The following is a 13,012-nucleotide window of genomic DNA, read 5'->3' on the forward strand; positions in this document are numbered from 1 at the left end:
CTCCGCCGCCCATTCGACTACCCGTACCGCCCATCCGATTCTGTATTAAAAAACCCGCCAGGCTGTTGTAAAAATGGACATCAGCGCTACTATAGTTCCACTTGCACTTTGTCCCAGTGCAGTGTTTCCAGCCATTTTTATACTGGGGGTAATGATATGAAGGACATCACCATCAGCCGCAGGAGCCTTCTGGTCTCCGCCGGCCTGCTCGCGCTCGCCCCGCTCGCCGGATGCGGCGGCAACTCTGGTTCCGGCTCTGCTGCCGCCGGTTCCGACTACACCATCGGCGTTCTGCAGCTCACCGAGCACTCCGCACTCGATGCCGCCAATAACGGCTTTGTCAAGGCCATCAAGAAGAGCGGACTTAAGGTCAAGATCGAAAAGAAGAACGCCCAGAACGACCAGTCCACGTGCAAGTCCATCGCCGACAAGTTTGTGGGCGACAACGTCGACTTGATCTACGCCATCGCCACGCCCGCCGCGCAGGCTGCCGCCGGCGCCACGGCCGATATCCCCATCGTGGGCTGCGCCATCACCGACTACGCCGCCTCCGGCCTGGTCCAGGACAACGACAAGCCCGGCACCAACGTCACGGGCGCCTCCGACCTCACCCCGGTCGCCGAGCAGCTCGAGATGATGCAGAAGGTCCTGCCCGACGTAAAGAAGGTCGGCCTGCTCTACTGCACCGCCGAGTCCAACTCCGACGTCCAGATCAAGGCAGCCAAGAAGGAACTCGACAAGCTGGGCCTTGAGTACACTGATTACACTGTCTCGAGCTCTAACGAGATCCAGTCCGTCGTCGAATCTGCCGTGGGCAAGGTCGACGCGCTCTACTCCCCCACTGACAACACCATCGCCGCGGGCGCTTCGCTGGTCGGTCAGATCTGCAAAGAGAACAAGCTTCCCTTTGTGACCGGCGAGGAGGGCATGTGCAAGGCCGGCGGCCTGTTTACCCTCTCCATCAGCTATGAGGACCTGGGCTACGCCGCGGGCGAGATGGCCGTTAAGATCCTGAAGGGCGAGGCCAAGCCCGAGGACATGCCTATCAAGCACCTCTCGAGCAAGGACTTGGTCGTCGTCAAGAACGACGAAATGGCCGAAGCCCTGGGCATCGACCTTTCCGCTCTGGACGCGTAATGCCATACGCGGCATGCGCCTAGAGCCCGTGCTCGCGCTTTAGCCGCGTTATTCAATATCTGAGCCACAGGGGCGGGCGCTGTAGACCGGCGTCCGCCCTGCTTGTTTCAGGTAAAACAAAACGTCTGTCCGCAGCTCTTCTATGCATTGTTACCGCTATTATGGTGAATCACGTGTCCACCCTATCCTAGGAGGTATGAAGCATGCTCATTGCTTTGCAGGGCGCCGTTTCGCAGGGCGTCCTCTGGGGCATTATGGTGCTTGGCGTGTTTATCACGTTCCGCCTGCTCGACATTCCCGATATGACCTGCGACGGCAGCTTTGCCCTCGGCGGCTGCGTCTGCGCTGTGCTCATCGTCAATAACAACGTCGACCCGCTGCTCGCCGTGCTGGCCGGTATGTGCGCCGGCGCCATCGCGGGTGCCGTCACGGGCATTCTGACCACCGTCTTTGAGATTCCCGCGATCCTCGCCGGAATCCTCACCCAGATCAGTCTGTGGTCCATCAACCTGCGCATCATGGGCAAGTCCAATACGCCCATTCTTGCCAAGGGCACCGTGTTCTCGGCCGTCAGCAATATGACCGGTCTGCCGCAGTCCACCGTTGCCATCATCTTGGGCATCCTGCTCGCCGTGGCTATCGTTGCCATCCTGTATTGGTTCTTTGGCACCGAGATCGGCTCGGCGCTGCGAGCCACCGGCAACAACGAGTACATGATCCGCGCTCTGGGCGTCAACACCAACTCCACCAAGATGATCGCCCTCGTGCTCTCCAACGCCCTCATCGGCCTTTCGGGCGCGCTCATCTGCCAGAGCCAAAAGTATGCCGACATTGGTATGGGCACCGGTGCCATCGTTATCGGTCTTGCCGCCATCGTCATCGGTGAGGTGCTCGGCCGTCTGCTGCCCGGCGGCCTCACGCAGTTTAGCGTCCGTCTTGCCTCCGCCGTCTTTGGCTCCGTGGTGTACTTCCTTATCCGCGCCATCGTGCTGCAGTTGGGCATGGACGCCAACGACATGAAGCTGCTCTCCGCCGTGATCGTCGCCGTGGCCCTGTGCGTGCCCGTGGTTTGGGAGCGCTACAAGCTCCGCAGCTCCTACACGAAGGGGGATGAGGCAGATGCTTAAGCTCTCGCATGTCAAGAAGACCTTTAACAAGGGCACCGTCACCGAGAAGCGCGCGCTCACCGGCGTCGACCTCACCCTAAATGACGGCGACTTTGTAACCGTGATCGGCGGCAACGGCGCCGGCAAGTCCACGCTGCTCAACATGATCGCCGGCGTGTACCCGCTCGATTCGGGCGTTATTGAGCTCGACGGCACCGACATCTCGCGCCTGAGCGAGTCGCAGCGCGCCAAGTACCTGGGCCGCGTGTTTCAGGACCCCATGCGCGGTACCGCTGCCGACATGCAGATCGCCGAGAACCTGGCCCTCGCCAAGCGTCGCGGCCAGCGTCGCGGCCTTTCGTGGGGCGTCACCAAGGCCGAGAAAGATGAGTACGTCGAGCTGCTCAAGCGCCTGGACCTTGGTCTGGACACGCGTCTCAACGCCAAGGTCGGCCTGCTCTCGGGTGGCCAGCGCCAGGCACTCACCCTGCTGATGGCCACGCTCACCAGGCCGCGCCTGCTGCTGCTCGACGAGCACACCGCGGCCCTCGACCCCAAGACGGCCTCTAAGGTGCTTAACCTGACCGAGGAGATCGTCGACGAGAACCACCTGACCACGCTCATGGTCACGCACAACATGAACGACGCCATCCGTCTGGGCAACCGTCTGATCATGATGCACGAAGGCCACGTGATCTACGACGTGGCGGGCAATGAGAAGAAGTCGCTCACCGTAGCCGACCTGCTGCAGAAGTTCGAGGAGGTCTCGGGCGGCGAGCTCGCCAACGACCGCATGCTGCTGAGCTAAACCTACCAAAAAGGGACAGGTTTATTTTGGCAGGTTTTATCTGCGCAAACGTCAAAACCGCCGCTAAGGGACAGGCGCCCTTGCGGCGGTTTTCGCATATTATGTCGATAATCCGATATTCAACCAGACATTCTGGCTAAGGACTAAGGAAACTGCCATGAAAAGACTCCCCCGCCTTGCGTTAGCCACCGCGTTGTTTGCCGGCGCGCTCGCAGGCATCCCAAGCCTCGCTTTCGCGGGAAACCTGCCCGCCGCTATTGACGGCTCCGTGGCCGTCATGCACACCAACGACATCCACGGCAGCTACAAGTACAGCTACAACGCAAGCAAGGGCACCGGCACTGTGGGCTTTGATGGGCTGGCGGTTCTCTATAGCGCCCAAAACAGCGCCCCCGATCTTTTGCTCGATGCGGGCGACACCTTCCACGGGCAGTCCTTCGCCACCATGAGCGAGGGCAAGAGCATCGCCGAGCTCATGGACACCTTCTATGTAGACGGCTACGACGCGACCACGCCGGGCAACCACGACTGGAGCTACGGCGCGGACAAGCTCCGCACCATGACCGGCTACAGCACCACCGGCACGCCCTTCGCCATGCTCTGCGCGAACGCAAAGTCTACGAGCGGCGTTGGGGCTCGAGCATCACGAAGACGCTCGATCGCACCTGGGAGGATAGCGAAGATCACTCCACATTCGACTACAAAATCAAGGTCGGCGTCGTGGGCGCCATGGATGAGTCGCTGGGATCCTCGCTGCGCGCGGACGTGGTCGCGGGTACGTCGTTCTCGGGTGCCGCGAACGCCATCAATGCCGAGGCAGAGCAGCTGCGCAAGGAGGGCTGCAATGTTGTCGTCTGTATCGCGCACACGCTCGACGCCAAGACCTTTGCCACGCGACTCCGTGGCGTCGATGCCCTTATCGCAGGCCACGAGCACATCAACCTTAACGAGAAGGTGACGGGAGCCGACGGCAAGACGATCCACGTTGTCGAGGCAGGCAGCGCCTTTGCCGAGGTGGGGCTGCTTTCCATTCCGTACAAGTACGACACCAATGGCACCGAGACGACCGACGATGACACGGTCACGGTCCCTGCAGACGGCAGCGACGAGAAGCTCTACACCGCCAAGAACGTCAACGACCTTTTGGCAGACCCCGACAAGGGCTCCGACTACCAAAGCTGCCTTGAAGCCGTCCGCAACAAGATCAAGCCGCTCGACGAGGCCTTTGAAAACGAATCGAACAAGGTGCTCGGCACATCCACCACCAACTATTTCTACGGCGAGGACGCCGCAGGCACGCATGGTTGGGAAATGGTGCGCACCACCGATTTCCGCCCCAGCAAGGAGGACGACACCACCAAAGCCCAGACCATCGGCCACGTGATTTGCGGCTCCTATCTTGCCTTGACGGGCGCAGACCTCGCTATCGAAAACGCTGGCGGCATCCGCGGCGGCATCGCGGCGGGCAACGTGACCGCCGGCAACGTCATCGCCATCTCGCCCTACGGCAACACCGTGGAGACCTGGACCATGACCGGCTCGGACTTCCTCGCAGCGCTCGAGCACTCGCTACAAATCAGCGACGAGTGCAATCACAGCTACGAGCTTCAGCAAGCCTACGTGGCAGCCGGCCATACCGAGCAGGAGGCGCAAGACAAGTACAAGTGGCGCGATGACTCTGGCAGCGTTCTCTCCTTTGGCGGCATCAACGTGACGATTGATTGGACGCAGCCCGAAGGCAAGCGCATTGTGAGTGCCACACTCACCAAAGACGGCAGCACGCTCGACCCCGCCAAGACCTATACCGTCGCCACCAACAACTACATCATCACCAACACGACCGACTTCCCCACCTTCGCAAACGCCACTAAGCACACCGAGTGGGGTACCTGCGAGTCATCGCTAAGGGCGCTGATCGGGCAGAACGGCTGGGAGAGCAAGATGGCCGGGCTCGCCGGCACCATCGGCTTCGGCTCCGCAGCCGTGGACCCCACGCCCTCACCGGCCCCGGCGCCTAAGCCCTCGTCTAAGACGGACACGGCGACCACGAAGGTCATCACCAAGAAGACGACCGGTAAGCTCGCCGCAACGGGAGACCGCACGCTGGCAGTAGTTGGCGCGTGCCTTGTCGGCGGCATCATCGTCATCATGCTCGGCATTATCTGGAAGCGTCGACGCTAAGCTACACCGCCGAGCCTTGCAGCCCCACCGCGTAAACTTTATATCGAGCACAGAAGCCCGTCCGAATTTGATCGGACGGGCTTCTTGGTGGGTATCATGGTTGGACGATCATTAGGAGGTTTCCCTACATGGAATTGTTTGAGCCGATTCTTCATTTCTTTGAGCAACGGTGGGTCCACAACATCATCTGGGCCGTCATCTTGGCGATAGGCACCGCCGTCGCCGCCAAGGTCGTATCCAAGACCCTGAATCATCTGCTTAACCGAGACGATAACCCGCTACCGGCATCGAGTATCTTCATCAACATCGCGCGCGCCGTCATCTGGATGATCGGCGGCAGCTTTATCCTCGACAACTGCTTTGGCATTAACGCAAACGCCCTCGTTGCCGCTCTTGGCGTCGGCGGCATCGCCATCTCCCTGGGTTTCCAGGACACGCTCTCAAACCTTATCGGCGGCATGCAAGTGACCTTTATGGGCATCATCAAGCCCGGCGACAATATCGAGGTCGGCGGTGTGTCGGGCGTGGTCCAAGACATCACTTGGCGCCATACAACGATTGAGGATGCCTGTGGACAGACCATCATTGTGCCCAACTCCAACATCTCCAAGAACACGCTCGTGCATTTGATGCCCTTTGGGCGTGTGGCCGTGCCCGTTGCCGTAAAGGACACGTCCAAGTGGGCCTCGCTCGACGCACTGGCAGACGAGCTGACCAGCGCCACCAAGGCCGCCGTGCTTCCCATCTCGGGCTTTGACAAGGAGCCCTACGTACTCTTTAGCGAAATCGGCGACTTTGGCATCAAAGGAAAGATCATCTTTATCGTCAGCGACGACAGCACTACTTTCACGGCAGCCGACGCCTGCATCCGCGCCATCGCCCCCATCATCGCCTAAACCACCGCAAAGGGGACAGGCATCTTTGTAGTGGTTTTCATTCGTGGTACCATGGTTCATATAGTTGTTTAAACGACTAAGGGAGCAACATTATGGAAGAGGCCTATCGTCAAGCACGCAAGCGCGGCGAGCAAGGACGTCGACGCGCCATTAGCCAAAGCGAGCATCCATACCTTACGGACCTCGATAGCTTGGTTGCTCAGCTCCCCTTAGGTCAGCGAGAGAATGTCGGCCTGCGGGATATTCCGCTCGAAATGGTCGTCGGCACGGTCACCAAGGGCCGTCAGTCCGCCTTTTCGTGTAACTTTATGCCCCTGCTTCCGTTTAGCACCGAGTTCGCCCGCAAGTGGTCCAACCTCTACGACATCCAGGTAACCGAGGGCTATCGCGACCCCATCATCGTCACCGAGTTCATGCATCGGTTCTATGTCCAGGAAGGCAACAAACGCGTTAGTGTCCTTAAATTCCTAGACGCCCCGACGGTTTCGGCCAAGGTCACCCGTCTCTACCCCGGCAAATGGGATTCCGTCGAAAGCCGCCTGTACGGCGAGTTCTGCGCGTTTTGGCGCGTCTGCCCCCTATACGAGATCGAGTTCTCGCGTGAGGGAAGCTACGAAACGCTCGCCAAGATGCTCGGTCAGAACCTTATCGAAAAATGGCCGCAGAAAAAGGTCGACTACCTGCGCCACACCTTCCTGCTCTTTAAGCGCGCCTACCTTCGCGCAGGCGGCGACCACCTGGACATTACGCCCGCCGACGCCATGCTCGTGTACCTCAATGTGTACAACCAGGACCGCCTGCTGGATACGCCAACGGATATCGTCGTAAACCGCCTGTGCAAGATTTGGCGCGAGCTGGTCATTGCCGGCAAAAATGACGAGGACAAGGTCGATCTTGTTGAAGCGCCGAGCGTCGACGAGGAGGAGTCGCCCGCCAAGTCCACCTCCGGCGTGCTCAACTTCTTTATGGGCAAGACCGTCTATTCGGCGACCAACCCCCTGCGCATCGCCTTTATCCATGAGTTCCCCTGTGCGACGTCGAGCTGGGACAGCCTGCACGACCAAGGGCGTCAGTATCTCGATGAGCACTTTGGCGGTATCGTGCGCACCGAGGCGTTCGAGGACTGTCACGATCCGGATGTGTTCTACGCCGCCGTGGAAACGGCTGTCAAACATGGGGCAAACGTCATCTTCTCGACCTCGCACCGCCTGATGGAATACACGCTCAGGGCTGCCGTTGAGTATCCCCAGGTTCGGTTCCTCAACTGCTCTATCGGCCTTCCCCATCAAAGCGTCCGTTCGTACTTTGGCAAGATGTACGAGGCCAAGTTCCTCCTGGGCGCCCTTGCCGCCAGCATGGCGGACAACCACCGCATCGGCTACCACGCGTCGGTCTTCGCCTCGGGCGCGCTCAGCGAGATCAACGCCTTTGCGATTGGCGCCTCGCTGCTCGACCCCCGTGCGCAAATTATCCTGACTTGGGGCGATGTGCCCGCCGGAGGCCTTGCCGAGGCCATGTGCCGCGAAGGTGTAAGCGTCATGACCGGCGCCGACATGTCAAAGTCGCTCGAAGACCCCACGGCCTACGGACTTCACCGCCTGGTCGATGGCAAGGTTACCGGCATCGCCATGCCGGTATGGAACTGGGGCCGTTACTACGAGCTCATCGTTCGCAGCCTTCTGCACGGCACGTGGGACGAGACCAGCGATGACAACCAAGTGCGCGCCGTCAACTACTGGTACGGCATGAGCTCTGGCGTTATCGACATCCGTTACGCTCCGGGCCTACCCTACCAGACGCGCAAACTCGTGCAGTTGCTCCGTAACGGCATTGTTGAGGGATCCATCAACCCCTTTGGCGGCGAGCTCCACAGCCAGAACGGCGTGGTACAGATCGAAGGCTTCCCTCCGCTGCCGAGCACGCAGATTGTCGAGATGAATTGGCTGGCGGATAACGTGGTAGGCACCATTCCGCAGCTCGACGATGAGCCGAAAGTCCCTGCCCTATGAAAATCCTTGCCATAGCCGATACCGAAGAACGATGCCTTTGGGAGTGCTTTCGCAAGGAACGCTTTGAGGGAGTCGACCTGATTTTGTCCGCCGGCGATCTGGACCCGGACTATCTTGAGTTTTTGGTTACGGTCATCAACAAACCGCTCATCTACGTGCGCGGCAACCACGATGACCGCTACGCACGTCATGCACCGGGCGGATGTATCTGCGTAGAAGACAGCGTGTACACGTACCGGGGGATTCGCATTGCGGGCCTTGGCGGGTCCATGCGTTATCGCGACGGCGCCAACATGTACACCGAACGCGAGATGTCCAAGCGCATGCGTAAGCTGTCGCGTAAGGTTAGGATGGTCGGCGGGTGCGACATTCTGCTTACCCATGCACCCGCCGCCGGTGTGGGTGATTTGGACGATCTGCCGCATCGAGGGTTTGAGTGCTTTAACACGGCGCTTGAGTCCTGGGGGGCCGACTACATGGTGCATGGGCATGTACACCAAAGCTACGGTTACGATTTTCAGCGCGAGCGGCAGCATGCGTGTGGAACGACGATCATCAACGCCTGCGGCTATACGCAGTTTGAGCTCGACCAAACGCGCTACCCCATCCGTGGCTGGCAGGCAGCCTGGCTCAACTCGCAAACCATGCGCCGCGAGCTCAAACGCCACGATGCCATCGAGTCCTCAACCGCCAGAACACCCTGGTAACCACCTCAAAGGGGACGCTGTCCCCTTTGAGGTGGTTTTGACGCGATAGCAAGAAACCCGGTCCTGCACAAGGCAGAACCGGGTTTCTTTAGCAATGCTTGCTGTACTCAGGCAGTAACTAGCAGTTACTCAGCCAGGAAGTCACGCTGGACAGCGGGATCGACCTTGACGCCAGGGCCCATGGTGGAAGACACGGAGATGGACTTGACGTACTTGCCCTTAGCAGAAGAGGGCTTGACGCGCAGAATCTCGGTGTACAGGGCAGCGTAGTTCTCGACGAGCTGCTGCTCAGAGAAGGACTTCTTGCCCAGGGGCACGTGGCAGATGCCGTAGCGGTCGGCGCGGTACTCAACGCGGCCAGCCTTGAGCTCGGAGACCATCTTGGCGACGTCCATGGTCACGGTGCCGAGCTTGGGGTTCGGCATGAGGCCACGGGGACCAAGGATCTTACCGATGCGGCCAACCTTGGCCATCATGTTCGGCGTAGCGATAGCGGCGTCGAAGTTGATCTCGCCCTTCTGAATCTGGGCGACGAGCTCGTCGGAACCGATGATGTCGGCGCCGGCAGCCTCAGCCTCACGGGCCTTCTCGCCCTCGGCGAAGACGGCAACACGAACGGTCTTGCCGGTGCCGTGGGGCAGGGAGATGGAACCACGGATGTTCTGGTCAGCCTTACGAGTATCGATGCCCAGACGGAAGTGAGCCTCGACGGTCTCGTCGAACTTGGCGGTGTCGAGCTCCTTGATGAGCTTGGCAGCCTGAAGGGGGGTGTAGAGCGTGGCGCGGTCGATCTTCTCGGCAGCGGCGTTATAGCTCTTACCATGCTTAGCCATGTGCATTACCTCCTGTGGTTAAACGGGCGTGAGCCCTCCCACATCGTATCGTGTGCCCTATTGCACACATTTAACGGGCGCCCCGGTCGGAGCACCCGCCGTTACCATAAGAAATCGCTACTCAGCGATGGTGACGCCCATGGAACGGGCGGTACCGGCGATGATCTTCTTGGCGGCGTCAATGTCGTTGGCATTGAGGTCCGGCATCTTGATCTCGGCGATCTTGGTGAGCTGCTCCTGGGAGAGCTGACCAACCTTGTCAGCCTGGGGCTTAGCGGAACCAGACTTGAGGTTCAGCTCCTTCTTGATAAGGTGAGCCGCCGGCGGGGTCTTGGTGATGAAGGAGAAGGACTTGTCCTCGTAGACAGAGATCTCAACGGGGATGATGTCACCCTTCTTGTCCTGCGTCTCGGCGTTAAAGGCCTGGCAGAACTGCATGATGTTCACGCCAGCAGCGCCCAGGGCGGGGCCGACGGGAGGAGCGGGGTTTGCTGCACCAGCAGGAATCTGGAGCTTAATGACGTTGGCAACCTTCTTCTCAGCCATGGTCATTCCTTTCGAATCACGAGTGTGAAGTACTTGCTATATCGTAAGCACGCACGTGTTAGAAGCACTCCTGAGATGAGCAGTCACAGAAGAAGCACGCTCGCGCGAACGGACGAAAACTTAAGCGATGACAGCGACCTGGTTAAAGTCGAGCTCGACCGGCGTCTCGCGGCCAAAGATCATCAGCGTGACCTTGAGCTTGCCAGCCTCGGTGTTAACCTCGGAGACCTTGCCATCAAAGTCGGTAAGCGGGCCATCGGTGACGCGGACGGACGTACCGACCTCAATATCAACCGAGGTGCGCTTGGGCGAATCGCCCTTACCGGGACGACGAGTCATCTTGTTGTACTCGTCGCGGGAAAGCGGAGCGGGCTTGCCGTTGCCGCCTAGGAAACCGGTGACGCCAGGCGTGTTACGAACACACGTCCAAGCATCGTCATCCATCTCCATGCGGACCAGGACATAACCCGGGAAGATCTTGGAATCCTTGGTCTCACGCTTGCCACCCTCTTTAATCTCGGTGACGCGCTCCATAGGAATCTCGATATCAAAGATACGGTCCTGCATGCCCATAGTCTCGATGCGATGCTCGAGATCGGACTTAACGCGGTTCTCGTATCCAGAGTAAGTGTGAACGACGTACCAACGCTTAGACATGGTTTAGCCCCTCAATCCAGAGAACAGAGCAAGAGCCTCGCCAAAGCCAGCATCGAGCAGAGCGATGACGACGCCGACGACGATCAGAGAAGCGCAAACAACAACCGAGTAGTTCACGAGCTCCTTCTTATCGGGCCACGTGACACGCTTCATCTCGGACTTGACCGAAGCGAAATACTTCTTGGTGCGGGCGAAGAAACCAGGCTTCTCGTTCTTCTTGGACTTCGCAGCCTTCTCGTTCTTCTTGGCAACGGCCTTCTTGGCCTCAACCTTGGAGTTGGCGGCAGCTTTGTTGGCAGGTGCCGGCTGCTGAGCCTTCTTCTTGTTCTTCTTGTTGGCCATTTGGGTTACCTCCGCGCAATGCGCTTATACATGAGTAAACCGTAAGCCCCCAAGTGGGAGCTTACGGAATAATGACTGGCACGCCAGGAAGGACTCGAACCCTCAACACTCGGTTTTGGAGACCGATGCTCTACCAATTGAACTACTGGCGTATGTGACTAGAGACTAGCGAGTCTCTTTGTGCAGCGTGTGGTGACGGCACCAGGGGCAATACTTCTTGATCTCCATACGATCAGGCATGGTCGACTTGTTCTTGGTGGTCGTATAGTTGCGGCGCTTGCACTCAGTGCACGCAAGAGTAACTAGAGTACGCATGTATCCTGAACCTTTCATTTCCGCCCCGTACGGGCACGAGTTGTTACTTTATCAGCTCCACGTAAGTGCTGTCAATGAAAACCTCGAGTCAATTGGTTCTCGGTGGATCCATTCATATTTGGAACACATCAATGAAGCCATCGAGAGCTAATCGACGGTGCATCCAGGACCATTATCGATCCTCTCGACACCAGCAACGGCTCAATATCCATTGCAGAAAAGAACCCGGCACCCATATAAGTGCCGGGTTCTCTAAGTCAGCTATATCAAAGAGCTAATTTACTCAATGATCGTGGAGACGATGCCCGAACCGACGGTGTGGCCACCCTCGCGGATAGCGAAGCGCAGGCCCTCCTCCATGGCGATCGGGTGGATGAGGTCGCCCTCGATGGTGATGTGGTCACCAGGCATAGCCATCTCGGTGCCCTCGGGGAGCTTGACCGTACCGGTAACGTCGGTGGTACGGAAGTAGAACTGAGGACGATAACCATCGAAGAACGGGGTGTGACGGCCGCCCTCCTCCTTGGTCAGAACGTAGATCTCGCCGGTGAACTTGGTGTGCGGGGTAACCGAACCGGGCTTGCAGAGAACCTGGCCGCGCTCGATGTCCTCACGCTTGATGCCGCGGAGCAGCAGACCGACGTTGTCGCCAGCCTCGCAGAAGTCCATGGACTTACGGAACATCTCGATACCGGTAACGACGGTGTTCTGGGTATCCTTGATGCCGACGATCTCGACGGGCTCGTTGAGCTTGAGCTCACCGCGCTCGACACGGCCAGTAGCAACGGTACCACGGCCGGAGATGGTCATAACGTCCTCAACGGCCATCAGGAACGGGAGGTCGTTGTTACGAGCAGGCGTCGGGATGTACTCGTCGACGGCCTTCATGAGCTCGCGAATGGCGTCCATCCACTTGGCGTCGCCCTCGAGAGCGCCCAGAGCGGAGCCACGGATGACGGGGATGTCGTCGCCGGGGAAATCGTACTCGGAGAGGAGCTCACGGGTCTCCATCTCGACGAGGTCGATGAGCTCGTCATCGTCGACCATGTCGCACTTGTTCAGGAAGACGACGATGTAGGGAACGCCGACCTGACGGGCGAGCAGGATGTGCTCGCGGGTCTGAGCCATGGGGCCGTCGGTAGCAGCGATGACCAGGATAGCGCCGTCCATCTGAGCAGCGCCGGAGATCATGTTCTTGACGTAGTCAGCGTGGCCCGGGCAGTCAACGTGAGCGTAGTGACGGGCAGCGGTCTCGTACTCAACGTGGGAGACGGAAATCGTAATGCCGCGCTCGCGCTCCTCGGGAGCCTTGTCGATGTTCTCGAACGCAGTGAAGTCAGCCTTGCAGCCCTCGGTCTCGGAGAGAACCTTGGTGATGGCAGCGGTCAGCGTGGTCTTGCCGTGGTCGACGTGACCAATGGTGCCGATGTTAACATGCGGCTTAGTGCGCTCAAACTTCTCTTTGGCCATAAAGC

13 protein-coding genes, 1 tRNA gene and 1 pseudogene are annotated in these 13,012 nt (G+C 59.2%); 8 read left to right on the forward strand and 7 right to left on the reverse strand.

What is annotated here, in order from left to right; genetic code table 11:
- Window positions 1–156: 156 nt before the first annotated feature.
- From I2G40_RS05735 to I2G40_RS05765, 8 genes and pseudogenes are all read left to right on the forward strand, one after another.
- A complete protein-coding gene (locus I2G40_RS05735; protein ID WP_195544451.1) occupies window positions 157–1,137 on the forward strand; it encodes an ABC transporter substrate-binding protein in 981 nt (326 codons plus the stop codon).
- Window positions 1,138–1,340: 203 nt separating this feature from the next.
- Complete coding sequence (locus I2G40_RS05740; RefSeq protein ID WP_006234992.1) at window positions 1,341–2,264, forward strand: ABC transporter permease; 924 nt, start codon at window positions 1,341–1,343, stop codon at window positions 2,262–2,264.
- Window positions 2,257–3,051, forward strand: a complete 795-nt coding sequence (locus tag I2G40_RS05745; RefSeq protein ID WP_195544452.1) for an ABC transporter ATP-binding protein — start codon at window positions 2,257–2,259, stop codon at window positions 3,049–3,051. The genes I2G40_RS05740 and I2G40_RS05745 overlap by 8 nt, the downstream gene beginning before the upstream one ends.
- A 277-nt stretch (window positions 3,052–3,328) precedes the next feature.
- A pseudogene (locus tag I2G40_RS09835) lies at window positions 3,329–3,538 on the forward strand (hypothetical protein); the annotation flags it as partial.
- Between the two features lie 242 nt (window positions 3,539–3,780).
- Complete coding sequence (locus tag I2G40_RS09610; RefSeq protein WP_229090680.1) at window positions 3,781–5,232, forward strand: 5'-nucleotidase C-terminal domain-containing protein; 1,452 nt, start codon at window positions 3,781–3,783, stop codon at window positions 5,230–5,232.
- Between the two features lie 128 nt (window positions 5,233–5,360).
- Window positions 5,361–6,128, forward strand: a complete 768-nt coding sequence (locus tag I2G40_RS05755; RefSeq protein WP_195544454.1) for a mechanosensitive ion channel family protein — start codon at window positions 5,361–5,363, stop codon at window positions 6,126–6,128.
- A 92-nt stretch (window positions 6,129–6,220) separates the two neighbouring features.
- Window positions 6,221–8,137 (forward strand): BMP family ABC transporter substrate-binding protein, encoded by a 1,917-nt coding sequence (locus I2G40_RS05760; protein ID WP_195544455.1) that lies wholly within the window; start codon window positions 6,221–6,223, stop codon window positions 8,135–8,137.
- Window positions 8,134–8,844, forward strand: a complete 711-nt coding sequence (locus I2G40_RS05765; RefSeq protein ID WP_195544456.1) for a metallophosphoesterase family protein — start codon at window positions 8,134–8,136, stop codon at window positions 8,842–8,844. Before I2G40_RS05760 ends, I2G40_RS05765 begins: the two co-directional genes overlap by 4 nt.
- 125 nt (window positions 8,845–8,969) lie before the next feature.
- On the opposite strand, the gene rplA is transcribed toward I2G40_RS05765, so the two are convergent.
- The 7 genes from rplA to tuf all read right to left on the reverse strand — a co-directional run bounded on the left by rplA (window position 8,970) and on the right by tuf (window position 13,007).
- Window positions 8,970–9,677: a 50S ribosomal protein L1 gene (gene rplA, locus I2G40_RS05770; protein ID WP_022093892.1), complete on the reverse strand. Its 708-nt coding sequence runs from the start codon at window positions 9,675–9,677 to the stop codon at window positions 8,970–8,972.
- A gap of 117 nt (window positions 9,678–9,794) precedes the next feature.
- Window positions 9,795–10,223, reverse strand: a complete 429-nt coding sequence (gene rplK / locus I2G40_RS05775; protein ID WP_022093893.1) for a 50S ribosomal protein L11 — start codon at window positions 10,221–10,223, stop codon at window positions 9,795–9,797.
- Between the two features lie 120 nt (window positions 10,224–10,343).
- On the reverse strand, window positions 10,344–10,880 hold the full coding sequence (gene nusG, locus I2G40_RS05780) for a transcription termination/antitermination protein NusG (RefSeq protein ID WP_099432095.1): 537 nt from the start codon (window positions 10,878–10,880) through the stop codon (window positions 10,344–10,346).
- Between the two features lie 3 nt (window positions 10,881–10,883).
- Window positions 10,884–11,222 carry a preprotein translocase subunit SecE gene (gene secE / locus I2G40_RS05785; RefSeq protein ID WP_035137537.1) on the reverse strand — a complete coding sequence of 113 codons (339 nt, stop codon included), beginning with the start codon at window positions 11,220–11,222 and terminating at the stop codon, window positions 10,884–10,886.
- A 76-nt stretch (window positions 11,223–11,298) separates the two neighbouring features.
- Window positions 11,299–11,374, reverse strand: a tRNA-Trp gene (locus tag I2G40_RS05790).
- A 13-nt stretch (window positions 11,375–11,387) separates the two neighbouring features.
- Window positions 11,388–11,537, reverse strand: coding sequence for a 50S ribosomal protein L33 (rpmG, locus tag I2G40_RS05795; protein WP_022093895.1), 150 nt, complete (start codon window positions 11,535–11,537; stop codon window positions 11,388–11,390).
- 279 nt (window positions 11,538–11,816) lie between these two features.
- Window positions 11,817–13,007 (reverse strand): elongation factor Tu, encoded by a 1,191-nt coding sequence (gene tuf, locus I2G40_RS05800; protein ID WP_035137538.1) that lies wholly within the window; start codon window positions 13,005–13,007, stop codon window positions 11,817–11,819.
- Window positions 13,008–13,012: the final 5 nt, after the last annotated feature.

The organism is Collinsella aerofaciens, from assembly GCF_015558785.1.
GTDB classification, from domain to species: Bacteria; Actinomycetota; Coriobacteriia; order Coriobacteriales; family Coriobacteriaceae; genus Collinsella; species Collinsella aerofaciens_P.